The sequence below is a fragment of the Bacillus sp. FSL K6-2944 genome, assembly GCF_038005385.1.
In the GTDB taxonomy this organism is placed as follows: Bacteria; Bacillota; Bacilli; order Bacillales; family Bacillaceae_G; genus Bacillus_A; species Bacillus_A cereus.
In genome coordinates this window covers 462590-486670 of sequence record NZ_JBBOTE010000002.1, presented here as the reverse complement: position 1 = coordinate 486670, position 24081 = coordinate 462590, and the positions used below count along the sequence as shown (strand labels likewise).

Below are 24081 nucleotides of genomic sequence, written 5' to 3'. Positions count from 1 at the left end.
TCTCCCCTCGTTATTAGTTACGTAATGGCTTTCCTTTTACAAGCATGTGCTGCATTCTTGCTTGTGATTTCATCTCACTTACTAAGCTAATAAATGCTTCACGTTCTACATCTAATAAATATTGCTCATCAACTTCTGTTCCGTACGGTACTTTTCCGCCCGCAATGACATATGCAAGTTTCTTCGCAATGTGAAGGTCATACTCTGAAATGTAACCAGATAAATGCATTGCTTCTGCACCAAGTGCAAGAGTTGCATATCCTGTTTCCCCAACAACTGGTATCTTTTTGCGGATTGGCGCTTTGTAACCAGCTTCATATAAAGCAAGTGCTTTCTGTTTCGCATCGTATAGTAAGTGATCACCATTCACACTAATACCATCTTTATCACCTAAGAAGTTATGAGAAACTGCTTCTTGTCCTGAAGTTGAAACTTTCGCCATTGCGACTGTTTCGAACACTTTATTTGCAACTTTTTGCAGATCAAACTCTACACCGTTTGCCATTTTGTTTAAGTGTTTAATGTATAGCTCTTTATTACCGCCTCCGCCAGGGATTAAGCCAACACCAACTTCTACTAAGCCCATATACGTTTCACTAGAAGCTTGAATGCTCGCTGCTGGTAAGCAAACTTCTGTACCTCCGCCAAGCGTCATACCATATGGTGCTGCTACAACTGGCTTAGAAGAGTACTTAATTTTCGTCATTGCATCTTGGAAGTTTTTCACAACTAACTCAATTTCAAAGTAGTTGTCGTCTTGTGCTTCCATTAAGATCATTGCTAGGTTCGCACCAACGCAGAAGTTCTTCGATTGGTTACCGATAACAAGACCTTTATAATTCTTTTCTACTTCATCAACAGCGTAGTTAATCATTTGCGTAATATCCATACCGATTGCATTGCTCTTCGAATGGAACTCTAAGCAAAGGATGCCGTCGCCTAAATCAATTAAGCTCGCTCCGCTATTTTTCTTTAATACACCATTTTTCGCTTTTAATTGCTTAAGAGAAATTGCTTTTTTATTACGCTCGATTAGCTTATATTCGCCATTATCGTAATAGTAGCTATCGCCGTTATCATGTTTATAGAAAGTAGTGAAACCTTTCTCTAACATTTCTTTCACCCAAGTAGGAACAACTACGCCGTTTTCTTCCATCTTTTGAACAGATTTTTCAACGCCGATTGCATCCCACACTTCAAATGGCCCTTGCTCCCATCCAAAGCCCCACTTCATCGCTTGGTCAATTGCAACGATATCGTCAGCAATTTCTTTATGAAGTTTTGCAGAGTATAAAAGAGTTGGTGTAATGATGTTCCATAATAACTCTCCTGCACGGTCTTTTGCGTATACAAGCGCTTTCAATTTATTCGCTAATCCTTTTTCTTGTTTACTTAACTCTACGGATGCAGCTTTTAATTTTTTACGCGCTTCGTATTCCATCGTTTCAGGATTTAATTCTAAAATTTCTTTTCCTTGTTTTAAGAAGAAGCCTTGACCCGTTTTACTTCCAAGCCATTTTTTCTCCAGCATGTCATGCATGAAAGCTGGTACTTTAAATACATCACGCTCTTCTTCTTGCACATTTTCATATACGTTATTTGCAACGTGTACGAATGTATCTAAACCGACAACATCTAATGTGCGGAACGTTGCGCTCTTCGGACGACCAATAAGTGGGCCTGTTACAGAATCAACTTCCCCAATGCTATAGCCGCGTTTTACCATCTCTTGAAGAGTAACAAGTAAACCGTACGTACCGATGCGGTTTCCAATAAAGTTTGGTGTATCTTTTGCGATAACAACGCCTTTTCCAAGAACGTCTTCGCCAAATAGTTTCATGAAGCTTAATACTTGTGGATCTGTTTCTTTCGTCGGTATTACCTCTAGAAGTTTTAAATATCGTGGTGGGTTAAAAAAGTGTGTGCCTAAGAAGTGTTTCTGGAAGTCGTCTGAACGACCTTCTGCCATTTTTTCAACTGAAATACCTGACGTATTCGAGCTTACGATAGAACCCGGTTTACGAACCGCATCTACTTTTTCAAATAGTTTCTTTTTAATATCTAAGTTTTCAACTACTACTTCAATAATCCAATCTACATCAGCTAGACGCTCAAGGTCATCTTCTAAGTTACCTGCTTCAATCAGTGCTAAATTTCCTTTCACTGTCAGAGGAGCTGGTTTTTGCTTTAATAGTTTTTGCACAGCCGTATTACTAAAACGATTTCTCACACTTTTATGTTCTAATGTAAGTCCCTTCGCTTCTTCTTCTTTCGTAAGCGCAGGTGGTACAATATCAAGCAATAATGTCGGAATACCAATATTAGCTAAGTGTGCCGCAATTCCCGAACCCATTACGCCTGAACCTAGAACAGCAGCCTTTTTAATTTGGAACATCCAATTCTCCCCCTATTCTTGAATGAATGCTCATTCAATTTTTCGACATAAGTCGCAATCAATGAGTGAGCCTCTACTAATAAATATATGATACTGTTTAAATTTTCGCAATATATTTATTGATAAAATTTTCTGAAATAAATATTTTTCTTTCATTTGGCTATGCTATACATGTGTATTTTCTTTGTTTAAATGCACTTTTCCTTTTTATAATCTGACGAAACTGGAGGAATATATATGGCAAAACTTAAGAAGAACCCTTCAAAGGCTGGAATTAGTGCAGCTAGTGTAACTGGAAACGCAGGTCCACATAATCACGGTGTTGAAAAAGGACGCCAAGGTAATAACCAACAATATAAAAAGCATAATATGGGCGAAAAATAACGCTATATTTTTGGGCAGAGAACGTGGCATAATGATTAATGGCTGCTTTTTCTGCCCAATTTATTTGTAACAAATGAGGGAATTATAATGAAACGAACAATAGTTATGATTGTAATGATTGCCACACTATTTACAGGGATGATTTTCTTCTCTTATGCACAAAGGCAACAAGCTGTAAGAGCTGATCAACCTAATATTACTGGGCAATATGGAGTTACAATCGATGCAGACACAGGTGAAGTTTTGTATGGAAAACGCGAAGACGAACGCTCTTATCCGGCTAGTATAGCCAAAATGATGACAACCCTTCTTTTACTAGAGAATGTAAAAGAAGATGAAGAAATTACAGTTACAGAAAACGCAATTAAAACAGAAAGTCAAAGTAAGAAAATTAAACTTCGTGCTGGGGAAAAGTTAAAACGTGATGAGGCATTAAAACTGATGCTTATCATTAGTGCAGATCCAATAGCTGAATCCATCGCAGAACATATTGCAGGATCAAAAAATGAATTTGTGAAAATGATGAATGCTAGAGCGAAGGAACTCGGTACAAAGCATGCGACTTTCAAGAACGCAAGTGGTGCTGATGCACTTGGAAATAAAGTATCGCCATATGACATTGCTATTATTACGAAAGAAGCATTAAAGTATCCAGTTGTTTTAGAATATATGAATTCAACACGTACAACTCTACATACTTCAGAACGCTCTCCAAACATCGCAAACTACGGACGAGAAGAACTATATGACGATCCATATGCGATTGGAAGTAAAAGCGGTCTATCAGCACTTGGCAAATATACAGTCGTAACAGTGGATGAAAAAGACGGTAAACGCGTCATTAACGTCGTATTATCTTCTACTCGCGCGCAACTATATCCTGATACGAAGAAAATGGCACATTATGCATTTCAGCAATTAAAATAACCAAGGAGTATTTTCTCCTTGGTTATTTTTTAACCATACCTTTTAATACGAACGCAACGTTTGCTGGACGCTCTGCTAGACGGCGCATGAAATATCCATACCAATCGTTTCCATAAGGTACGTAAACACGCATTTTGTAACCTTCTTTTACTAGCTCAAGTTGACGCTCATTACGAATACCATATAACATTTGGAATTCAAATTGATCCCTTGGAATATTATGTTCTTCAGCAAGTTTTTTTGTATATTCAATAATTGCTTCGTCATGTGAAGCAATTGCAGTATAATTTCCATTTAATAAGTGCATTTTAATAATCTTTTTATAATTGTCATCTACATCTTTCTTGTCCGGGAACGCCACTTCTTCAGGTTCTTTATAAGCTCCTTTTACAAGACGTAAATTAGGTTTATAAGCATTTAAATCCTCAATATCTTTTTCTGTACGATATAGGTAAGCTTGAATAACAGTACCAATATTATCGTACTCAGATTTTAACTGTTTAAAGATATCAATTGTTTTACCACAGCGTGTATAATCTTCCATATCAATTGTAACGAACACACCATTTTCTTTTGCAGCTTCTAAAATACGGCGCATATTGTTCATTACGATTTCATCAGAGATATCTAATCCCATAGAAGTCATCTTTAAAGAAAGCTGCGAATCAAGACCTTCTCTTCCAATTGCACGGATCGCTTCAATCGATTGGTTAGCCATTTCATTTGCTTCCGCTTCATTATCAACGAATTCACCTAAATAATCGATTGTTACACAAAGACCTTGCTTATTTAATTGTTGAATGGCAGCTGTCGCTAATTCAATCGTCTCCCCTGCGACGAAGCGACCTGCACCAAAGCGTAAACCGTACTTTTTAGCCAGTTTTGTTAGCGCTTTATTTTTAGATAAGAAAAGAAACGAATTTCGCATTAATTGTTCCATGTAATTCACCCCTATGACTGTAATTTATCTGTTTTTTACCCCTCTTCAAAATTATATCATTGTTTAAAATTATTGGATACAAATAATTATTTAGATAATTTATAAAATACTATACAAACATTTAAAAACCTATATTTCTGCTTATAAATATACCCGAAATATTTTTCGACATTTAGAAAAATGGAGTTTAATAGGCATAAAATAGGCATGTCGAAAATATTCGACATGCCTATAAAATCCTTTATATTCCATGTAAATTATATAAGGATATTAATACAGAAAACTTGCGATTATATTTACCTCAAGTTTTTTTATTGCTCATTTCGCTTCTCTTCATTCAGCCTTTTAATATCTGTAATTAACTGTACCATCTCTTCTTTCGCATCTGGATAAGTTTCATTCCAATGCTTTACTAAAGCTGGCATCGTCTTAGCTATGTAAGAATACAGTGCCCACTTCTGTACCTGTTCTTTTCTCTCTTCATTGCTCTCTCCAAGTAACAGCTCAGTATATTTCTCCAGTAAACCATCAAACTGCTCGTTAAACTTTTCACTCATTTTATTTACCTCCTATATGAAAAAAGCAGCGAAGATCGCTGCTTTTTCTTATAATTTTGATCGAACAGAGTTTAATTTTTTCTCCATTGTGCTTACTTTATCACGACGATCATCAATACGAATAGTTGTTGCAACACGCTGTGCACCTTTCGTATATGGAACTTCATGCATTTGTTGTATTACTTCTAGAATGACAGGAAGATCTCCTTCAATAATTGTATTCATCGGTGTTAATTGATACTTCACGCGATCCGCATTTTTCTCTAGCACCTTTTGTACTTCTGCTACATATTCACTAACACTTGGATTACCTGTTCCTACTGGAATAATCGATACATCAACAATTGCCATAGTAGTCTTCCTCCTATAATCGTTTCTTATATATCCATTGTCTATTTTACCGAAATCCTCATCATTTTACTAATATGTTACTCTTCCACTTTAAACTGCTCGACTAATCTTTCTAAATCTCTCATATGTTCTGTCAAACTTTCCATCGTGTGAGCTACCTTTTCTAAATGATTCACCTGTGATTCCGTTGCAGCATGTACCTCTTCCGAAACAGCTGCACTTTCTTGACTCGTACCAGCAATTGTGTGCATTACCGCTGTAATTTCTCCTTGCTCGTAACCTATGTTATGTACCTCTTCTACAATTTTTTCAACTGAAGTACTAATCGTATTTACAACTGACATAATTGTGTGGAACTCCATTTCTGCCTCTGTCGTCACTTTATTTTGCACATCTGCAATGTCTTTCAATTTACTTACAACTTCTACAACTCTTTTTACTTCTACTTGCACATCACCAATCATCGTTGTGATTTCTCCGGTAGCCTCTTTTGATTGTTCCGCTAATTTCCGAACCTCTTCAGCAACAACCGCAAATCCCTTACCTTGCTCACCTGCACGGGCAGCTTCAATCGAAGCATTTAAAGCAAGTAAATTTGTTTGATCCGAAATGCCTTTTATAAGCTCAACAACATTTTGAATCGATCCAACCCTTTGTTCTAACTTATCCGATGCTTCTTCTGTATGAACAACAATCGAAGATGATTGTCCCCTCGTACGGATTAAATTCCTCATTGTATTTAATCCTTGCTTAGACGCCTCTTCCGCTTTGCCAGCCACTCCTTTTATTTCACCAACGGAGCTATTCATTTGTTCCACTGACTCCGCCATATTCTCGAGCTGAGCTGAAACTTCATCCACACTATTCGCAAGAGTAGAAGCTCCTCCGCTCACATCATCCATCGCTCCTGAAACTTCTCTACTAGCCGCTACTGTTTCGTTCGTTAAATAATGTAAACTATTCGTTGATTGTTGCACCGTTGATACGCTGTTTTTAATTTTACTTACCATTTCATTCATTTGTTCAACCATATCATTAAAGTGCTTCGTCAACTCTCCAACTTCATCTTTACTTGTCACTTTCATTCGCAGCGTTAAATCGCCTTCTGCTACTTTTTGAACGTGATTCTTTAATAGTTGCAGTGGTCTTGCTAATCTTCTTGAGAATAAGTAGGAAGCTACGATTCCAACTAATAAACTAATACATGCCATTATAATAACTGTATTTCTCGTACTATTTAATAGCCCATCGATCGTTTCTTTCGGATAAAAGATTCCTATTGTCCATTTCATCGTATCAAATGATTGACTATAAACAACTACATCTTCACCTTTTATTGTAGTGACCGCATATTTTGTTCCCTCTTTATTTAAGCTCTTTATAAGCGGCTCTTTAGAAACATCTTTCCCTATCTTTTCTGGATAAACAAGAGCCATATTTTTATCATTTATAATAAACATTTCTCCGTCATTATTGTATTGAATATTGTGAAGCAACTTCTGAATCGTACCAAGCGATACATCCATCGCAACAACACCTAATACAGACCCATCTTGAGCTGTAATTGCTTTAGAAACACCTACACTTAACTTTCCTGTTGCAATTTCATAAGAAGGTTGTCCCCAATGGACCTTTTTTACATCAGCCTCTGAATCTTTATACCATGGTCTTGTCGTTGGGTCATATCCTTCTGGCACTTGCCCACCTTCAGCAAGATTGGCACTTAATGTTTTTTTATCTTTCGTACCAATATATAAATCTAAAATACCAGGATGATTCTTTTTATACTCCGCAAACTCTTTCGTTAAAAACGCTTCCTCTTCTGGAGTAACCCCACCTTGAAGTATATTACGAATCATCTCACTGTTCGCGTAATACCCCATATCTTCATCCGTTCTTTGAACAAATGTCGTAAGTTGCTCTGTCACAAGATCCATCGCATTTTGAGAATACTCGTCTAAGGAACGCACTTCCTTTTCTTTCTGTAATTGATACACAGCTGTACCCAATATTACGAACATCATAGAAATAAGTACTGAAAACACTACCGCAATTTTTAAACGTAAACTTCTTAACATCTTCCCCCCAGCATCCCCTTCGTATTAAATTAAAAAACTTATTAATCATTATATTAAGTATAATAGATAAAATTAAAAAATTGAAATTAATTCTCACCTTAATACAATTAGAAAAAGGACTACCACTTGTGCAAAAACAAATAGTTCATTATCCTTAAAATATAATCTCATTCGTTCGGAGGGAACTATGTTACAAAAATTCGGTTTCTCACAATATGAAAGCCAGGCTTATGAAGTTGTCGTATCAAGCAATGAACCATTAGATGCTACAACAATTGTGAAGCATTCAGGTGTTCCAAAAGCAAAAATATATGAAGTGCTAGCACGCCTAATCGATAAAGGAATGGTAATGGATTCTGTTTCAGAAAAGAAAAAATTGTATACAGCATTACCACTAAAGCTAGCAATTGAAAAATTAACGACAGAATTCCAATCAAATATTAAAGAACTGGAAACAAATATATCAAAAAAATCATTTACAGATGACCGTGTGTGGAGCTTAAAGATGCAATCTTCTATTCGAGTTCAAAGTAAAGAACTCATTGAAAGTGCACAAGAATCAATCCGTATTTCAGCTTGGAATGATACTCTTTTAGAATATCTTCCTTTACTAGAACAAAAAGCAAAACAAGGTGTTCAAATTGAGTCCCTTATTGTTGGAGAAGTAGAAACAGACTTAGAAAACATGCATTTTCTAATCCCAGCTGAAGAACCTAATGCATTAGAGCGCTACTTGCTACTCATCGTTGACGATCGTGAAATTTTATTTGCTGGCGTAGAACAAGAGTCATGGCAAGCGATGAAAACAATGTCACAACCTTTCGTAAAGTTCTTTACAGAATTTTTCTATCACGACGTTGCACTTGCAAAGATTACCCAGAAGCACCACGATCTCTTTATGGAAGATGAGGAAATTAAGAGTTTGTTGATGAAATTGAGGTACTAATTAAATAATAAAAAGGAGTCTAATTTTTCACTTAGACTCCTTTTCGTTTTGTTCCTTTATCTCTATCAACAGCTCAATGATTTTTTCATTTTGCTCTACTTGCTTCTCTGAATTTTGATAGATGAAACGAATCCATCTAAAAACAATGATAACTACAAATAACGGCAATACTGTGAATATAAAACCAATAATTGAATAATCCATATACTATCACCTCGCTATATACCCTTTTCTCCATTTACCTACTAAAACCTGCAATTTTTTACAAATAAAAAAGAACCTATCAAACGATAGATTCTTCTTTTACGAACTGAGTAGAGCGTCCTCTCGTAATCGAGAAAATCGCGCAAAGCAGTGCTAATATAATAAAACCACCGCCTACCCAAGCATTATATATAACAGATGATTTTTCAATAACAACTCCGCCTACTGTTGAACCGAGTGCAATTCCTAAATGAAGCGCAGAGTTATTTAAACCTTGCTGAATACCAGCTGATTCCGGTGCAATTTCAATTAAATAATTTTGCTGTGCTGGTGAAATCGCCCAGCTCAGCATACTCCAAAGTCCCATCATAATGATGAAGAGCGGGAATGAGAATGTCATTAATGGCAGTATGAAGATTGCACACGCAAATACGATAATGATAGAAATAATACTTTTCTTCGATCCCCATTTATCAGCAAGCCAGCCACCGAATCCGCCACCAATTACTGCTGCGATTCCGAAAATAAAGTAAAACACACTAATCCAGTTTGCTTCAACATGCATGACATCTTTTAAAAACGGTGTTAAATATGCATACAATGTTAAATGCCCCGTTAAAAACAAATGTTAACTGTGCACTTACAATTTTTTTATCTTTTAAAGTAGCAAGTTGTTCTTTTATTGATAATACCGATGTCGGTGGTACTTTCGTTAAGAACAATGAAATACAAGCTATTGCCATAACTGTTAATACAGAAATTAATACAAATGGTGCACGCCATCCGTATGCATTTCCGAGCACAAGACCGAGCGGTACTCCAAGTACGAGTGATCCGCTAATTCCCATGAAAATGATTCCAATTGCACGCGCACGAAAATGCGGTTCTACAACACTAGAAGCAAGTGTTACCGATAGTGCAATAATTAATGAACCACTCGCCGCACAAATAACCCTTGAGAACATTAGCATTCCGTAATTCACACTAAATGCCGAAATAATATTTCCGATTAAGAAAATCGATAATGCTCCAACATACAATGTTTTTCTTTCAAACTTCCCTGTCACAGCTAATAAAACTGGACCTGACAAAGCAAATACTACCGAAAATATTGTTATAAGCTGACCAGCTGCGCTAATAGATACTCCTAAATCATTGGCAACTAAATCGAGCGTTCCTCCTATAATTAACTCAACCGTTCCGACTACGAAAGCCGCGATAGCTAAAATATAAACACGAAAATTCAAGTCTTTCCCCACGCTTTCCATTTTGATTACTACGACTATAGTAACCAAAATAGAAAGTGGACGCAAGTATAATTTTTTACAGTAAAAAAGGTAGGCGTATTATACGCCTACCCTTCCATCATTCTGTTTCTTTCTTCTTATTTAAATACCAATACACCGGCAGTCCAGTAAAGACAATTCCAATTGATAAGAAACAACTTACTGGATCGTTAATAATCGCACTACCGATTACAAAGAACGAACCTAAAATCGCTACGATTGGTACGATTGGGAATAACGGTACACTATATGCACGCTCTTTATTCTTATTACGTTTTCTTAAGATGAAGACACCAATAAACGTCATTACGTAGAAAATATAAATAATGAATACGGAAATCTCAGATAGCTTATTTGGATCACTAATAATCATTAAAATAATTCCTAAAATGATTTCAACAGTAATCGCATTTGCTGGTGTTTTAAATCTCGGACTTTCCTTTGCAATAAACTTAGAAAATGGAAGTTGTCCACGCTCTGCCATAGACATTGGAATACGTGGGAATGTTAAAATCTTTCCATTTAAACAGCCGAAAATAGAAACGATAATACCGATACTAATAATTTTCCCACCATATTCTCCAAGTAACATGCCTGCAGCTGTCGCTGTTGCATTTTCTCCAAGGTCTACAATTTTCGCTGCTGGTAATACATTTAATAACGCCAAGTTAATTAATACGTATGCAGCTGTTACAATTAAAATCCCAACTGTCATTGCTTTCGGTAATAGCTTTGTTGGATTCTTCATTTCTCCACCAATCGAAGCAAGTAAAATCCAGCCGTCATAAGCAAATAACGTTGCTAAAATTGCCATACCGATACTTTGATTTTCCGATATCGGCACAACTACGTTAAAGATATCACTATTCCCTTTCCAGAAACCTAGCACAACAATTAACACAATCGGAATCATCTTCCCAATTGTCGTGATTGTTTGAACGATACCTCCGTATTTTGTTCCCATACTATTTACAACGCCAAGGAACACAACTGTTCCAATTGCAATTGGTAAATTCCATACTTTATCTAAATAGAAAAAATTAATCATTAAAGAACTAAAGTATAAACCTAATGTTCCGATAATAGCAGATCCATAAACAATTGTTTGCATCCAACCTGATAAATATCCCCAAAAACTTCCGTAAATCTCCTCTAAATACGTATACAACCCACCATTTTTCGGGATTTGCGCTCCAATTTCAGCTACTGTTAAACCACTTGCTAGCGTCAACAGACCACCAATTACCCAAGCAAGAATGGCCATATTAGAACTCCCCGAGTAATCTAATACGCTCCCTGGTTTCATAAACACACCAGATCCAATAATCGTTCCTACTACGATAGAAAGTGCTACTGTTAAACCAATTTTGTTCTTCTCATCATGATGCATGCTGCGTATCCTCCTTCCAATCCTAGTGTGATGCAAAAATGAAATAAAAAAACACTCCTCCCTAAAAAAGGGACGAGTGTTGTATTCGTGGTTCCACCCTTGTTTCAATTCGTAAAGTAACACACTTCACCAATTTCTCAAGTCTAAATAACGGTTTTTGCCGGCAAGCAATTACTAGATGCTCGTTCACTGCTGCAGTTCAGAGGTGGTAATCCATTTTTCCGTATTAGGAAGCTCACAGCCAAAGGCTTCCCTCTCTGAAAATCGTAAAAAATTGATCATGTCCTCATCATCACTTCTTGATGTCGAATTTTGTAGTTATTGTTCATTATATTGAATTGTTAGAAAAAATCAATATATTTTTTTATATAACATAGGAAATATTTCTCTTCTTATATTATAACAGAACATACAAAACTTCTCTAATTCCCTAAAAATGGTATAATCCATTTAGGAGGTGTACTAATAATGATTGCTGTCTTTTGTATCATTGCTACGTTTCTCTCTATTCTATTCGCTATCATGCATCGGCACAAGTATCCTGGTTATAGCATTTTAGCGGTAGCTATTATACCAGCTGTTTCCTTCTACGTATTGGGTAAATATCAATATACGGAAGTGTTTATCGGTTTTGCAATCTTCTACTGCATCTTCGGATACATACTAACAATGAAAAGAATTTTATTGAATCATTAAAAGGGACCGATTTCTGCTGACAGAAATCGGTCCTCGCACGTACCTTCCGGTTGCCCACACGAAAGATACATAAATCAATTATTTATCTTCTTTTTTCATAAAAAACTTATGGTGCGGTAAATCAACATTCAATGCCTCTAATTGTTTCTTTTCGTTGTCTAAAATCGCTTTTGCTTTTGTTTTTGTTGCTTCATCTAATCCAGCAAAGATGTCTTCATGCTTCTCTTTCTCTGGAAGTTTCACACCTAATTTTGTTAATTCTTCTTTTGCTTGCTCATGCGTTAATTTTCCGGATTTCTTTTGCTCTAAAATTGACTTCGCTTTCTCTTTTGTCTGTTCATCTAAGTTAGCAAACATGTCTCCATGTTTACCTTTCTCCGGCATTTTCACGCCTAGCTTTGTTAATTCCTCTTTTGCTTGCTCATGCGTTAATTTTCCAGATTTCTCTTGCTCTAAAATTGACTTCGCTTTTTCTTTCGCCTGTTCATCTAATCCCGCAAACATTTCTTTGTGCTTACCCTTTTCCGGGAACTTCACGCCTAATTTTGTTAATTCTTCTTTTGCCTGTTCTCGTGTTAATTTACCAGACTTCTCTTGCTCTAAAATGGACTTCGCTTTTTCTTTCGCCTGTTCATCTAATCCTGCAAACATGTCTTTACGCTTCTCTTTCTCTGGAAGCTTTACACCTAGTTCCTCTAACTGTTTCTTTGTATCGTCCATAATTGTTTTTACTTTTTGTTTTGTAGCGTCATCCAAATCCTTTTTCGCCGTTTTTGCAGGCTGATCCACTGCTGGAGTATTCGTTGCCGCGAATGCCGGAATGCCGACTCCTCCAATGATTCCGAATGATAAAGCACCTGCAATCGCTAAATAATCAACTGTTTTCTTCTTCATAGGAAATTTCCTCCTTCATATTTCTAATGCATGTACACTTTCGTATACAATGCCTATAGTAATGTCGGTTTCTTAACATTTCCTTAACGATTTAACAAAAAAACACCGCTCGTAATGAGCGGTGTTTCTCTATGCTTTTTGTAATTGTAACTCTTCACGTTCCATTATTTTTCTTAATACAATTGTTTGTGTCATTGTAAATAAGTTACCTGTTATCCAGTACAACACAAGTCCTGATGGCGCCGCAAACCCCATAAATAGAATCATTGCCGGCATCATAATTTGCTGCACCTTTAGCATCTGTACTTGTTCTCCAGGTGTAATATTCGATTGGAAAACTTTCATCTGAATAAATGTCGTTAACGCTGCAATAATCGGTAATATATGATATGGATCTGCATGTCCTAGGTTCACCCATAAAAACGAAGATGTGCGAATCTCTTCAGTTCTGCTAATCGCATAATACAAAGCAGAGAAAATCGGCATTTGTATTAATAATGGCCAGCAACCAGCAAGTGGATTCCAACCGCCTGATTTCATTAGTTCTGACATTTCTTTTTGATACTGCTTTTGTTTTTCAAGGTCTTTGCTTACATCACCGTACTTTTTCTTTAGCTTCTGCAATTCAGGTTGCATTTTCTTCATTTTCGCTTGGCTGCGATATTGCGAAACAGCTAATGGAATCATTGCTGAACGAATAACGAGCGTCATAATAATGATAGCAATCCCAAAGCTAGCTCCAGGTATATGATGAGCAACAAATTGAATCATAAACGAGATTGGATATACAAAATAATGATCCCAAATTCCCGTACTATGTGCATCAATTGGGGCTGCATTACTGCAACCAGATAAAACAAAAACAAATAATAATGATAAACTAACGAGCACAGCTCGGTATGATTTTAACATGTTCATTCCTCCAATGTTTCGTAATTATTTAGCGAAACATTGGCGTATACGGACCGACCTCGTCATTCTCTTCACTTGATTCTTGTCTGCGTACAGAACGAATCATTCCATATTTATAAAAAATAGAAAATAGCGGTACATTTCCTGCACTATCTTCACATGTATCAACTAACGCAAAAGCTCTTTGTCTACCGTTTGATGCTTGTTGACGCACAAAGCGAGAAACATTAGCAAGGAAGAAAACTTCTAATAAACAAAGTGCCGTCGTTACAAACGATATATATAGAATTGCATCCTGCAATAAAAATTCCATCGCTTCACATCCTTAATAAGGTCATTTTAGCACATCGGGCAAATATTCTCTATTTCCTTTTATTTTCAAAAAAAGTATTTTGCATATTTTCTCAAGAAAACAATAATTAAGAAACGTTGTATTCGCTTTCTTTAGCATATTCACACACATCAATGAATAGGCTTGATTTATTAGAAATTTATAAAATTTTTGCATTATAATAAAACTATTGCCAGTTTTTGAAAAAACCTTTATTCTCTTCTTGTAATCAAAAATGAATATGGAGATGAAACATACTATGGGTCAACTAGGAGACGCCGATTACGTTCCCGACACCGCCTTTTTATCCTTCCCAGCAGCTAAAACATTTCACTTAGAATTTATGATACAGTTGGTTGTTATTTTTATAGCTTCTATTTTGTATGCAATTTCTATGAATATGTTTTTTATCCCGCATAATATGATTAGCGGTGGATTCGCTGGTGTAGGGATGATTATCGGTTATTTAATGCACTACAATATCGGTGCACTTATCTTTTTACTAAACATTCCTCTTCTTATTTTAAGTCACTTTTACTTAGGCAAGAAGACAACCTTTTTAACAGCTTACTTTGTAGCTGTATCATCGTTAGCGATGAACATTATCCCGGTACACCAAGTTTCAGACGATATTTTACTTTCTTCTGTATTCGGTGGTGTCATCTGCGGAGCAGCTTCAGGAATTATATTCCGATTTGCTTCTTCAACAGGTGGTTTTGATGTTGTTGGATTGATTGTAGCGAAATATCGAGATGTTTCAATTGGAGCAATCATATTTGTATTCAACTTAATCTTACTTGTAGCAGCAGGTTTTATTTTCGGATGGGATATTACACTTTATACGTTAATTAGTCGATTTGTAGTCAGCAAAGTTATCGATGCTGTGCATACGAAACATATTAAATTAACGATAATGACTATTACAGAAAAAGGCGAGGAAATAAAAAGCGCACTACTACATCACGGCATACGCGGGGTGACAATGGTAGACGCTGTCGGCGGCTATACAAACCATAAGAAAAAAATGATTTACACTGTCGTGACTCGCTATGAGTTAGGCGAAATGAAACGTATTATCCGTCAAGTGGATAACAAAGCATTTATGAACATTACTGAAACAGTTGAAATTGTCGGCCGTTTCAAACGCATATAAAAAGGTTAATAAATTAAAGGGCATAACATATTAGTCATATATAATATGTTATGCCCTTTGTTATTCAACTAACGTACCTTTTAGCAGAATAAAATCACTAAGTTTATTACTACAAATCGGAGGATAGCATTCCATATACAATACTATCTGTCCATTCATCTTTATTCCAAAAATCTTGTATGAAATGGGCTTCCTTTCTCATACCTATTCGTTCACACAATTTTTGTGAAGCCGTATTACGTGCATCAAGATTAGCCTGTATACGATGTACATTGAATTCATTAAATAATTTCAATACCAAACTACTTACTGCTTCTGTCGCCAAACCTCTCCCAGCTACTTCATTTGAAAAACTATAACCAATCTCAACAGTGTCTTTCATATTTGTGTACCATACGGATAAATCACCAACTACTTTAGTTTTGTATATAACTGCCAAACTTAATATTGTTTCTTTAGTCAGTACATGATTTGCTATCTTCTTATTAAATCTTTTCTGCATGTCTTCATGAGTCCACTTATTATGTAATAGGAACTTACATGTATCATCACTATTATAAATAGCAAATACATCCTGTAAATCAGTACTCTTAAAAGGTCTAATTATTAATCTTTCTGTTGTGAACTCCAAGTTAGCTCTCCTCCCTTACATTCATGCTATAAAACATTTTTTATAGTATTTAAGCCTCATTCTTAGATCTCACCTTGATTACATATTTCATCATAATAAATTAAAATCCTTCTTCCACTAAACTGCACCGTTAATGGTATTTCCTTGCGCTTTTTATTTTTTACACTTATTACAAAATCAGATAATTCTATTATTATGTCCCTAAATGTGTTATAATGAAAGCAGACTCACAAAAAAAGAGTATATAGACTTGGAAGTTTCTCTTATTTTACAAGCAAAAAGAAACGAGCAGTCGGGTATATTTCAGACACCATACACGTAACGGTTTAAACAACCGATCATCTTAGTTACTCTTCAATGATCTTTTTATAAAAAGATACGTACAATTAAAACTCACTTCAATATACTATACCTACCTTTTTGACTTCCAAATCATCTTATTACATAAGGAGATGAACATATGAATCAATATATACGATATACAATAGCTGTCCTGTTTGCTATTATCGGCGGAACAATCTGCTTCTGGACAAACACTCAGCTTGGAGAGAATATCATCTTTAATGGAATCGAAACACTTGTAAGCGCTTCAATTTTAGGCGGATACATTTACTTCCTCTTCAATCCAGAAGAAAACGCTCAAAAAACAATGTTATTAACAATGATCGGAATCGTTGGTGGATGTATTTCCTACTCAATGACAAACTATACATTACCACTTCAATTAAGCTCAGCTTTCTTCCACGGTCTATGGACTTGGTTCATTGCATTCTGCTTAGCAGACGTATTCAACCTATTACAAGACAATGAAGAAGATAGCGGTCGCCAAATTGAAAGTAACTCTTAAGCTGGAAGATACTCTTCCAGCTTTTTTATGTTGGTTTGCATACCCCGCATCACGATAAAAAGAAGTTGCCCTCACGGCAACTTCTTTTCCATATACCCCACTTCGTATTCACTAAAATATATCAACGATTTTTCAAATATATCGATCGTTTCTCCACTTATATCAACGATTTTTTCATTATATCGACGCTTCGACACAAGATATCGATTTACCGACAACCTTCGACACTCAAAACGCACAACATACCCTATCCACCAAGCAATTTACTGCCGAACTCTACGATTAAAAAGATAATTAATAAGATCGCGAGTATCTTTAATGCTACATATGCCACTTTAAAAACAGCATAAATGAGCAAGACGATTAAAATAATCGTTAAAATTTCCATCTAGAATTCCTCCAAGCTTTGCTCTTCTTATCTCATTTTACTCGTCCTAGGCTGTTTATGGAACGGCATAAGATGACATAGAAAAAAGAGGATACCTCACCCATCGTAAGATACCCTCTCTTTCAGCTGCTCAAACCATTCTCTTTCTAATTGTAAATATCCCATCTCACTCTTCTCGGCGCTCTTTAATTCTTGATCGGCTTTCTTCATATAAGTACGGGACGCTTCCATATTACCCTCTACATATCTAATAATTCCTTGTGTACGGTAATATCCACTTAGGTCCATTTTTGTAATAGCCTTTGCATGTTCCTTTGCTTCTTGCAAAGAAAGACTATCCATCTGATAAAGGGCTTTATATAAAAGGTACCAACTATGAAAACTACTAACGAAAAACTTATTTTCTTTCGTTACAGGTAGTTGAACAATTCGTTCTATATACGGTATCGCTCTTTCCATTCCCTCTTGATCTGCACGAGCAAAAAAGACGAGCATAAGTCTACTCATTATCTCTCTTATCCCTTTATTCTCTTTTATTTTCTCCTCACTCAATTCTACTAACCTTTCATCCCAATCTTTCGGTCTTTTATAACTAAATAACTCACTCGATATTTGAATCTCATATAAGTGATTTCTAGCTCTTTCATCATCTTTAATTAAAATAAGAAATTGCATCCCATCACTCATAAGCATTCCTTTTATCGGCACAATTGTAACCGCAAAGATTGCAAAATGGAAAAAGGAAAAATATAAAAGATATTGATAATAACTCACCATATATATGTAACCGGAAGTAATACCAAATAGTAAACTCGTAATCGGTCCACCTAAAGTGAGCCACGCCCACTTTTTCGAAAGATTCGGTGTCTCTATAGAAGGTGGTACTAGTGTTGCAACACCTCCAAAGTACGCCCACAATTTATTTTCTCGAATGCGTAATTTTCCCTTTTCTTTTTGAATAGTAATGGGTCCTACTGTCATAAATTTAAATGTCAAACCACCTATTACACCAAATACTACATGTCCTAGCTCATGAATGGCTAACACTAACAATGAAATTCCAACTATTGCCCATAAGTTCAAAATTACTTCTAATTTCCCAGTTCGGATTACTCCGTATAAAATGGACAGAATTAGCGCCACTGTCATTGAGCCAGCTGGCCTTCTTAAAATATCCACCTTTTTCTCCCCTTAATAAATCATTTTTCTTTGCATTTCGTACATGAACTTCCCGAGATGCAATATCCAAATAAATGAGATTAAGCCAATTAATACACAATCGATATCACTAGCAGCTGTATATATAACGGCAGCCCACCATACATATGCCAATATTGTATTCGTAAATTCATACGCTTTATATCCAGCCTCATGCACAATGTGCTTTAATCCTTCATCTGCGTTTTTCGTCCACATTTTCATAGATTCCATATACGTTACACCTTGTTCAGGATATAGCTTATTATAACGATTTTTTGTTATGAGTCCGATAATTACTACAGTAGTTAAACAAACAATAGAAGCTACTAAATTCCACACCGCAAATGAAACATTTGTATCCTGCAACAGTGCACGTCTACATGTAATAACTGCATATACAAACCATGCCTGCGTAACTATATCGCCTACACGTAAATATATACTTATAATGCCTAATTTTCTGCCTTGTACGCTCTCTTCTTCATCGCGTGCCTCTGCTAACATACGTGTATTCTTCCAAGTATAGTACATCATTAAAATTCCAAAAATAGTACATATACCTATAAATGTATTGGATGATAATTTTCTCGGTTCATCCGAGAGTAAATTTAAAGCTATATAAGACGTTAAAAAGCCACCCATCATACTTAATGCTATTTTCCCCACAGAATCAAATTGTTTTTTTCGCTTACTCTTACTCTTCATCGTCCTCTTCCCCCTCTACTAACGTAAATATTTCCTCCACCGGTACATTGAAAATTTGTGCGATTTTTAACGACAATACGATAGATGGTGCATAATCCCCGCGCTCAATTAAACTAATCGTTTGCCGTGATGATCCAATCGCTTTCCCTAAATCCCCTTGTGATAAACGATGCTTTGCTCGCAATTCCCTCACTCGATTTTGAAGCTTCATGTCTTCCCTCTTTTTCATTTATTTAATTAAAATTGTAAATAATATCCTTATCTTTGTCAATTATAATTGTCATTACGACTATAATAATTGACAAGATACTTATTTCTTATCCTGTATCAAATTCCTATAAAGAATGTAAAATGTGCATTAAACATAGTCTTAAAAATAAAAAAGTCAGTGCTTTTGCACTGACTTCCTAAATTCTGACATAGAATGGATTTCATATTAACTTGCGTTTTGTAGTAATACTCGTTTTAACTGCTTACGGAAACGAATACCTAACGTAACCGCTACAATCACAATAACTCCAAAAATGATTTTACCGATATGACCTTCTAGCACTCCAAAGATATCATGTAAGTTTCCACCTAACCAGTAACCACCGATTAAGAAGAATGATACCCAAAATAGAGCACCTGAATAAATTGTAATGGCAAAACGACGGAATGGTAAATTAATAATTCCTGCAAAGTATCCTGTGAAATGACGTACACCAGGAATAAAGAAACCAATAAAAATTAAGAAGTACCCATACTTATCAAACCACATTCTCGTTAAGTCAATTTTTCTTTGCGTTAAAAATACGTATTTCCCATACTTTTGAATGAAAGGCATACCTAATTTATTTCCTAAAAAGTATTGAATCGTCATTCCTACACTTGTCCCAATAAAGGATAGAATAATTAAAATCGGTAAACTTAAATCACCCTTATGTGCTAAAAATCCCGCATATGCTAACGTTGGCTCTCCCGGAAACGGAAGTGCAATATATTCTAACAGCAAGCCGACAAGTACAACATAGTACCCGTATTGCTGAAATAATTCATGAATCCATTCCATGTCATCTCTCCTTTCAATCACGTACAACTTCTTACTATTATTGTATAAAAAAATTGTCGAAATAACTATCACAATAGCTTACATTTTTATTACATTTTTGTAAGGGTCACACTAGTGATTTTCGTTCTTTATTAAATAGTAAAAATCATTTTTCAAGTCGAAATAGCGAAAAGGCGCATTAATAACATGCAGATTTTATCCATTTTTTAGCACTAAAAACCTCTCTTATTTTGTTCTCAATAAAAAACCATCACAAACTCATACTAACTTCATATTAGCTTCATATATGTATTGTAAGATTATATCGGAATTTGTTGAAAAATTTAACCAATATATGACTAAGCATTAATTTGAATAAATATAAGTCGTTTTTCGAAATTGAAAAAAGGGTGAATACGAAATGGAAGCATATAAAATGCACGATTTTATTAATACAAATGTTGAATCTCATCAAAATGAAACCGTTTTTAATTTACAAATATGTGAAACAAGTGAATTTGACGTAAGTTTAACAAAATCTACAACACTATCTTTTATCGTTTCAAAAAAGAATATTAAAATTGTCACGAAAAAATGGATTAATTCAAATCAAGAAAGCATGATTGGCAAAAGCTACATCATTCCAACAAAAGCTTTTCATTATTTCTTACCAATCATCTCTGAAAATGAAGATGAGCTAAATATTCAAGTTCAAAGTTTTGGACTACGTGGTGAGCTTTTATTAAATGAAAGATTACTTATTGATAACAACAACAAACACAACAGCAAAATTACTACATTCTTTGAAACATTAGATGAAAATGTAAATAAAGCATTACGAGGATTACAACTTCATTGTATGTAAGACTCTTACGATAGTAAAAGGAGAATAACAATGAAAAAATTATTATTAAGCGCACTATTATCATTAGGATTTTTAACTCTTCCATTCTCTAGCGCAGAGGCAGCTACAACGAAAGATCAATTAATCGTAGACACTCAGTTAAATAAAATGGATTATTATCAGGATGGAAAATTTATAAAAAGTTTTACTGTCGCTACTGGAAAAGCTGCAACACCTACACCTAAAGGCACTTTTCAAATCGTAAATAAAATTAAAAATCGCCCTTATTATACAGGCAAAATTAAAGGCGGCGATCCACGTAATCCACTTGGTGACCGTTGGCTCGGATTAAATATGGCAGGAACTTACGGAACAACTTATGCGATTCACGGAACTAACAATAATCAAGCAATCGGCAAATGGACAACACTTGGTTGTATTCGTATGTATAACAATGATATACACTGGTTATTTGAGCGCGTTCAGCAGCAAGCTACTGTCACTGTAAAATAGCCTAAAAACAAGATTTATGTGTAGCCAAGAATTTTATGTCTTGGCTTATTTTATTTATTCATTTACAGTAGCAAAACAACTGTATTTACATATATAATAGGAATAGATTTGATTAGCTAATATTTAAACATTGATAAACGTAGATATTAAAATTATACAGTTATAATGTTTTATAAATTTTATAATACATACTATAATAGAACTACTGTAATTCTGAACTATTCAGTAACACTAAACTATTCCCCTTGCTACCTTCATGATTATTTTATAGCGGGGGCTTATTATATGTATAAACAATCTGAGTCACTCGAAAAATGATGAATTCGAATATTGCAGTAAAAAGCGTTATTTAGGAGGTGTTACTATGACGCATATACTGGTGATTGAAGACAACCCAGATATACAAGAACTTATTCGTGAATTTCTAATGGCACAAAACTTTACAGTTGATGTAGTTGGTGCTGGAACAGAAGGTATTCTTCTTTTCCAAAAAAATTCATACGATCTTGTCCTCCTCGATGTAATGTTACCAGATATAGATGGCTATAGTATTTGTAAAATTATGCGAGGACAATCTGATGTACCAATCATTATGTTAACAGGCTTACATAATGAAGAAAGTGAAATTAAAGGATTTGAGTTAGGTATTGATGACTATATTACGAAACCGTTCCATTATACTGTATTTATTAAGCGTGTAGAGGCTGTATTAAGAAGGGCAGCAACGAAGGAAGCAGAAGCTGCAACTATACTACAATTCCATGAATTGATGTTAAACTCTACAGCATATGCAGCTTATGTTCATGGTAATCAAATTGAATTGACAACAAAAGAATTTGAAATTATTTATACTTTACTGCAAAATCGAGGAAAAGTATTATCAAGAAGTGATTTGTTGAATAAGGTATGGGGCTATGAACATTATGGTGATGTAAGAGTTATAGATACACATATTAAAAACTTAAGAAAAAAATTAGGAATTCCTTATATTAAAACGGTGAAAGGCATTGGCTACAAAATCGAATCGTAGCAAAGACAACATCACCAAAAATATTTTCATCAAAACCTTATTATTTTGTATTCTTTTATCACTTTGTCTTTATCAAATTATTTACTTTCTAGCTTCAAACTACGATAAAGAACGTTTTGCGAAAGAAAATGGAACGCCGACTACAGAACAGGCGAATTCAGATAAGCAAAACGACGAAAGTAAAACGAAGCAAAATAAAGCTGTGTCAGAGGGGAGCATTTCTAATTTCCAATCTTCTATTATAGATTATAAATCTCTTTCTACAGCTATCAATCACCTTTTGCAGCCTAGCCAAACTGTAAAGGCAAAAGAACATACACAAAATCTTTCGGGGAAAAATAGCACTTCTAATCCGCCTACAGAAGCAGAAAAGAAAGCCGCTAATAATGATGCCTTACATACACAAAATGCAGCAAGTAAAACAAATGATACAAATGATAATCCAAAGTTAGCAGATGCGTTGCAGCAATTAGCTCCACATATTGGCGCGACAATGCTTGCATTATCACTACTCGGATCTTTAATTTATACAAAACTAATTGCCAAACCTTTTCAATATATGAGCGATGCTTTAAAAGATATTATGAATCTTGATTTCTCAGATAAAAAGCTACTTAACAAAAATACAGATCAAACAGATTTTAATTTGCAAGTAGCTGCTTCACAAGTACCAAATATTGTGAAGAATTTACATGCAAGCAATCAAGATTTAAGAAATGAGCTCAAGAAGGAACAACAATTAGAACAATCTCGTAAAGAATTTATGTCTATGGTATCCCATGAATTAAAAACACCAATCGCAGCCGTTATGGGACAACTAGATGGCATGATTCACGGAATTGGAGCTTATAAAGATAGAGATAAGTATTTGAAACGTTCCTACGAGATGATGCAAGACATTAACATATTAACGGAAAAAATGTCGGAATTATCCAAAATACAAAACCCTCAATTTAAACCGAATTTAGAAGTCATTTCTTTATCTAATATTATTGAGGATGTTATGAAGAAAGTAGATTACTTTGTATCTGTAAAACAATTAAATGTACAATCTAATATTAAACACGACGTACAAATTTTAGCTGATCCTAAGTTTATTCAAACTGCTATTTTTAACATTATTTCAAATGCAATTCATTATACAATTGACCATCAGCACGTATATATAAAGCTTTATGAAAAACCAAATGGTTACGCATTAGAAGTATTAAATACAGGTTCACAAATTGATGAAGATAAACTTGCTCATTTATTTGAGCCTTTCTATCGCGCAAACCCTGATAAACACGGTTTAGTACAAGGTAGTGGTCTTGGATTATATATCGTGAAACAAATATTAGATAAACATCAGTTTCCTTACGGGATACAAAACACGCCTCAAGGTGTAAAATGTTCTATTGTATTCCCAAAAGCAATGTAAAAACCTACTACAATTTCATACCCCAAATT

Annotated in this window: 26 protein-coding genes, 2 pseudogenes and 1 other annotated feature; of the genes and pseudogenes, 10 read left to right on the top strand and 18 right to left on the bottom strand. The window is 35.0% G+C overall.

Annotation, left to right across the window (positions count from 1 at the left end):
- Positions 1–13: 13 nt before the first annotated feature.
- Complete coding sequence (locus MHH55_RS23500) at positions 14–2395, bottom strand: 3-hydroxyacyl-CoA dehydrogenase/enoyl-CoA hydratase family protein (RefSeq protein ID WP_000486377.1); 2382 nt, start codon at positions 2393–2395, stop codon at positions 14–16.
- Positions 2396–2632: 237 nt separating this feature from the next.
- Here MHH55_RS23500 and MHH55_RS23495 point away from each other — a divergent pair, with 237 nt between their 5' ends.
- Together MHH55_RS23495 and MHH55_RS23490 are read left to right on the top strand one after the other, a co-directional pair.
- Entirely contained in the window at positions 2633–2779 is a 147-nt protein-coding gene (locus MHH55_RS23495) for a YuzL family protein (protein ID WP_001096344.1), read from the top strand.
- Positions 2780–2866: 87 nt separating this feature from the next.
- Positions 2867–3706: a D-alanyl-D-alanine carboxypeptidase family protein gene (locus MHH55_RS23490; protein ID WP_000831462.1), complete on the top strand. Its 840-nt coding sequence runs from the start codon at positions 2867–2869 to the stop codon at positions 3704–3706.
- A gap of 22 nt (positions 3707–3728) precedes the next feature.
- On the opposite strand, the gene MHH55_RS23485 is transcribed toward MHH55_RS23490, so the two are convergent.
- The 5 genes and pseudogenes from MHH55_RS23485 to MHH55_RS36460 form a co-directional block, all read right to left on the bottom strand.
- Positions 3729–4646, bottom strand: coding sequence for a proline dehydrogenase family protein (locus tag MHH55_RS23485; RefSeq protein ID WP_000436783.1), 918 nt, complete (start codon positions 4644–4646; stop codon positions 3729–3731).
- Between the two features lie 311 nt (positions 4647–4957).
- Positions 4958–5203, bottom strand: coding sequence for a YusU family protein (locus MHH55_RS23480; protein ID WP_001290594.1), 246 nt, complete (start codon positions 5201–5203; stop codon positions 4958–4960).
- A 48-nt stretch (positions 5204–5251) separates the two neighbouring features.
- Entirely contained in the window at positions 5252–5554 is a 303-nt protein-coding gene (locus MHH55_RS23475) for an MTH1187 family thiamine-binding protein (RefSeq protein WP_001018860.1), read from the bottom strand.
- A gap of 77 nt (positions 5555–5631) precedes the next feature.
- Entirely contained in the window at positions 5632–6456 is an 825-nt protein-coding gene (locus MHH55_RS36465) for a methyl-accepting chemotaxis protein (RefSeq protein WP_426866785.1), read from the bottom strand.
- A gap of 123 nt (positions 6457–6579) precedes the next feature.
- Positions 6580–7575 (bottom strand): annotated as a pseudogene (locus MHH55_RS36460) (cache domain-containing protein); the annotation flags it as partial.
- Positions 7576–7819: 244 nt separating this feature from the next.
- Here MHH55_RS36460 and MHH55_RS23465 point away from each other — a divergent pair.
- Positions 7820–8578 carry a TrmB family transcriptional regulator gene (locus tag MHH55_RS23465; protein WP_000939481.1) on the top strand — a complete coding sequence of 253 codons (759 nt, stop codon included), beginning with the start codon at positions 7820–7822 and terminating at the stop codon, positions 8576–8578.
- A gap of 27 nt (positions 8579–8605) precedes the next feature.
- On the opposite strand, the gene MHH55_RS23460 is transcribed toward MHH55_RS23465, so the two are convergent.
- The 3 genes and pseudogenes from MHH55_RS23460 to MHH55_RS23450 form a co-directional block, all read right to left on the bottom strand.
- Positions 8606–8782, bottom strand: coding sequence for a hypothetical protein (locus MHH55_RS23460; RefSeq protein WP_000386582.1), 177 nt, complete (start codon positions 8780–8782; stop codon positions 8606–8608).
- Between the two features lie 79 nt (positions 8783–8861).
- A pseudogene (locus tag MHH55_RS23455) lies at positions 8862–10041 on the bottom strand (MFS transporter).
- Positions 10042–10147: 106 nt separating this feature from the next.
- A complete protein-coding gene (locus tag MHH55_RS23450; protein WP_078186724.1) occupies positions 10148–11458 on the bottom strand; it encodes an APC family permease in 1311 nt (436 codons plus the stop codon).
- 65 nt (positions 11459–11523) lie between these two features.
- Positions 11524–11760, bottom strand: a binding site (T-box leader).
- Between the two features lie 166 nt (positions 11761–11926).
- Here MHH55_RS23450 and MHH55_RS23445 point away from each other — a divergent pair.
- The gene (locus MHH55_RS23445; RefSeq protein WP_000562231.1) at positions 11927–12154 is read left to right on the top strand and encodes a hypothetical protein; all 228 of its coding nucleotides are present in this window, start codon (positions 11927–11929) and stop codon (positions 12152–12154) included.
- Between the two features lie 78 nt (positions 12155–12232).
- Here MHH55_RS23445 and MHH55_RS23440 read toward each other — a convergent pair whose 3' ends face one another.
- From MHH55_RS23440 to MHH55_RS23430, 3 genes are all read right to left on the bottom strand, one after another.
- A complete protein-coding gene (locus MHH55_RS23440; protein ID WP_078186723.1) occupies positions 12233–13048 on the bottom strand; it encodes a hypothetical protein in 816 nt (271 codons plus the stop codon).
- A 129-nt stretch (positions 13049–13177) separates the two neighbouring features.
- Positions 13178–13960 carry a membrane protein insertase YidC gene (gene yidC / locus MHH55_RS23435; RefSeq protein WP_078186722.1) on the bottom strand — a complete coding sequence of 261 codons (783 nt, stop codon included), beginning with the start codon at positions 13958–13960 and terminating at the stop codon, positions 13178–13180.
- Between the two features lie 28 nt (positions 13961–13988).
- Positions 13989–14273: a hypothetical protein gene (locus tag MHH55_RS23430; RefSeq protein WP_000394926.1), complete on the bottom strand. Its 285-nt coding sequence runs from the start codon at positions 14271–14273 to the stop codon at positions 13989–13991.
- Positions 14274–14550: 277 nt separating this feature from the next.
- On the opposite strand from MHH55_RS23430, the gene MHH55_RS23425 reads away from it, so the two are divergent.
- Positions 14551–15444: a YitT family protein gene (locus MHH55_RS23425; protein WP_000530044.1), complete on the top strand. Its 894-nt coding sequence runs from the start codon at positions 14551–14553 to the stop codon at positions 15442–15444.
- Positions 15445–15553: 109 nt separating this feature from the next.
- On the opposite strand, the gene MHH55_RS23420 is transcribed toward MHH55_RS23425, so the two are convergent.
- On the bottom strand, positions 15554–16075 hold the full coding sequence (locus MHH55_RS23420) for a GNAT family N-acetyltransferase (RefSeq protein ID WP_000397299.1): 522 nt from the start codon (positions 16073–16075) through the stop codon (positions 15554–15556).
- 460 nt (positions 16076–16535) lie between these two features.
- On the opposite strand from MHH55_RS23420, the gene MHH55_RS23415 reads away from it, so the two are divergent.
- On the top strand, positions 16536–16922 hold the full coding sequence (locus tag MHH55_RS23415) for a DUF3938 domain-containing protein (protein WP_001077773.1): 387 nt from the start codon (positions 16536–16538) through the stop codon (positions 16920–16922).
- A gap of 247 nt (positions 16923–17169) precedes the next feature.
- On the opposite strand, the gene MHH55_RS23410 is transcribed toward MHH55_RS23415, so the two are convergent.
- The 5 genes from MHH55_RS23410 to MHH55_RS23390 form a co-directional block, all read right to left on the bottom strand.
- Positions 17170–17310: a DUF3985 family protein gene (locus tag MHH55_RS23410; RefSeq protein ID WP_000404782.1), complete on the bottom strand. Its 141-nt coding sequence runs from the start codon at positions 17308–17310 to the stop codon at positions 17170–17172.
- A gap of 96 nt (positions 17311–17406) precedes the next feature.
- Positions 17407–18459 carry a hypothetical protein gene (locus MHH55_RS23405; RefSeq protein ID WP_121868613.1) on the bottom strand — a complete coding sequence of 351 codons (1053 nt, stop codon included), beginning with the start codon at positions 18457–18459 and terminating at the stop codon, positions 17407–17409.
- Positions 18460–18501: 42 nt separating this feature from the next.
- Positions 18502–19215 (bottom strand): DUF3169 family protein, encoded by a 714-nt coding sequence (locus MHH55_RS23400; RefSeq protein WP_033696596.1) that lies wholly within the window; start codon positions 19213–19215, stop codon positions 18502–18504.
- Positions 19205–19426, bottom strand: coding sequence for a helix-turn-helix transcriptional regulator (locus MHH55_RS23395; RefSeq protein ID WP_000776168.1), 222 nt, complete (start codon positions 19424–19426; stop codon positions 19205–19207). The genes MHH55_RS23400 and MHH55_RS23395 overlap by 11 nt, the downstream gene beginning before the upstream one ends.
- A 225-nt stretch (positions 19427–19651) precedes the next feature.
- On the bottom strand, positions 19652–20266 hold the full coding sequence (locus MHH55_RS23390; RefSeq protein ID WP_000454754.1) for a DedA family protein: 615 nt from the start codon (positions 20264–20266) through the stop codon (positions 19652–19654).
- A 400-nt stretch (positions 20267–20666) separates the two neighbouring features.
- Here MHH55_RS23390 and MHH55_RS23385 point away from each other — a divergent pair, with 400 nt between their 5' ends.
- The 4 genes from MHH55_RS23385 to MHH55_RS23370 all read left to right on the top strand — a co-directional run bounded on the left by MHH55_RS23385 (position 20667) and on the right by MHH55_RS23370 (position 24052).
- Complete coding sequence (locus MHH55_RS23385) at positions 20667–21110, top strand: DUF3978 family protein (RefSeq protein ID WP_000388769.1); 444 nt, start codon at positions 20667–20669, stop codon at positions 21108–21110.
- Between the two features lie 30 nt (positions 21111–21140).
- The gene (locus MHH55_RS23380) at positions 21141–21602 is read left to right on the top strand and encodes a L,D-transpeptidase (protein ID WP_000735063.1); all 462 of its coding nucleotides are present in this window, start codon (positions 21141–21143) and stop codon (positions 21600–21602) included.
- Positions 21603–21966: 364 nt separating this feature from the next.
- Positions 21967–22632: a response regulator transcription factor gene (locus tag MHH55_RS23375; RefSeq protein WP_000148833.1), complete on the top strand. Its 666-nt coding sequence runs from the start codon at positions 21967–21969 to the stop codon at positions 22630–22632.
- Positions 22610–24052, top strand: coding sequence for a sensor histidine kinase (locus MHH55_RS23370; protein WP_000201965.1), 1443 nt, complete (start codon positions 22610–22612; stop codon positions 24050–24052). The genes MHH55_RS23375 and MHH55_RS23370 overlap by 23 nt, the downstream gene beginning before the upstream one ends.
- The last annotated feature ends 29 nt before the right edge of the window (positions 24053–24081 follow it).

Bases quoted from the DNA above. Each gene is read 5' to 3' on its own strand.
- MHH55_RS23425 (WP_000530044.1), top strand. From the start codon at position 14,551: ATGGGTCAACTAGGAGACGCCGATTACGTTCCCGACACCGCCTTTTTA.
- MHH55_RS23380 (WP_000735063.1), top strand. From the start codon at position 21,141: ATGAAAAAATTATTATTAAGCGCACTATTATCATTAGGATTTTTAACT.
- yidC (WP_078186722.1), bottom strand. From the start codon at position 13,960: ATGTTAAAATCATACCGAGCTGTGCTCGTTAGTTTATCATTATTATTT.
- MHH55_RS23465 (WP_000939481.1), top strand. From the start codon at position 7,820: ATGTTACAAAAATTCGGTTTCTCACAATATGAAAGCCAGGCTTATGAA.
- MHH55_RS23480 (WP_001290594.1), bottom strand. From the start codon at position 5,203: ATGAGTGAAAAGTTTAACGAGCAGTTTGATGGTTTACTGGAGAAATAT.
- MHH55_RS23460 (WP_000386582.1), bottom strand. From the start codon at position 8,782: ATGGATTATTCAATTATTGGTTTTATATTCACAGTATTGCCGTTATTT.
- MHH55_RS23440 (WP_078186723.1), bottom strand. From the start codon at position 13,048: ATGAAGAAGAAAACAGTTGATTATTTAGCGATTGCAGGTGCTTTATCA.
- MHH55_RS23490 (WP_000831462.1), top strand. From the start codon at position 2,867: ATGAAACGAACAATAGTTATGATTGTAATGATTGCCACACTATTTACA.
- MHH55_RS23390 (WP_000454754.1), bottom strand. From the start codon at position 20,266: ATGGAATGGATTCATGAATTATTTCAGCAATACGGGTACTATGTTGTA.
- MHH55_RS23385 (WP_000388769.1), top strand. From the start codon at position 20,667: ATGGAAGCATATAAAATGCACGATTTTATTAATACAAATGTTGAATCT.
- MHH55_RS23500 (WP_000486377.1), bottom strand. From the start codon at position 2,395: ATGTTCCAAATTAAAAAGGCTGCTGTTCTAGGTTCAGGCGTAATGGGT.
- MHH55_RS23485 (WP_000436783.1), bottom strand. From the start codon at position 4,646: ATGGAACAATTAATGCGAAATTCGTTTCTTTTCTTATCTAAAAATAAA.
- MHH55_RS23410 (WP_000404782.1), bottom strand. From the start codon at position 17,310: ATGGAAATTTTAACGATTATTTTAATCGTCTTGCTCATTTATGCTGTT.
- MHH55_RS36465 (WP_426866785.1), bottom strand. From the start codon at position 6,456: ATGGATGATGTGAGCGGAGGAGCTTCTACTCTTGCGAATAGTGTGGAT.
- MHH55_RS23495 (WP_001096344.1), top strand. From the start codon at position 2,633: ATGGCAAAACTTAAGAAGAACCCTTCAAAGGCTGGAATTAGTGCAGCT.
- MHH55_RS23395 (WP_000776168.1), bottom strand. From the start codon at position 19,426: ATGAAGCTTCAAAATCGAGTGAGGGAATTGCGAGCAAAGCATCGTTTA.
- MHH55_RS23375 (WP_000148833.1), top strand. From the start codon at position 21,967: ATGACGCATATACTGGTGATTGAAGACAACCCAGATATACAAGAACTT.
- MHH55_RS23475 (WP_001018860.1), bottom strand. From the start codon at position 5,554: ATGGCAATTGTTGATGTATCGATTATTCCAGTAGGAACAGGTAATCCA.
- MHH55_RS23415 (WP_001077773.1), top strand. From the start codon at position 16,536: ATGAATCAATATATACGATATACAATAGCTGTCCTGTTTGCTATTATC.
- MHH55_RS23445 (WP_000562231.1), top strand. From the start codon at position 11,927: ATGATTGCTGTCTTTTGTATCATTGCTACGTTTCTCTCTATTCTATTC.
- MHH55_RS23450 (WP_078186724.1), bottom strand. From the start codon at position 11,458: ATGCATCATGATGAGAAGAACAAAATTGGTTTAACAGTAGCACTTTCT.
- MHH55_RS23430 (WP_000394926.1), bottom strand. From the start codon at position 14,273: ATGGAATTTTTATTGCAGGATGCAATTCTATATATATCGTTTGTAACG.
- MHH55_RS23405 (WP_121868613.1), bottom strand. From the start codon at position 18,459: ATGACAGTGGCGCTAATTCTGTCCATTTTATACGGAGTAATCCGAACT.
- MHH55_RS23400 (WP_033696596.1), bottom strand. From the start codon at position 19,215: ATGAAGAGTAAGAGTAAGCGAAAAAAACAATTTGATTCTGTGGGGAAA.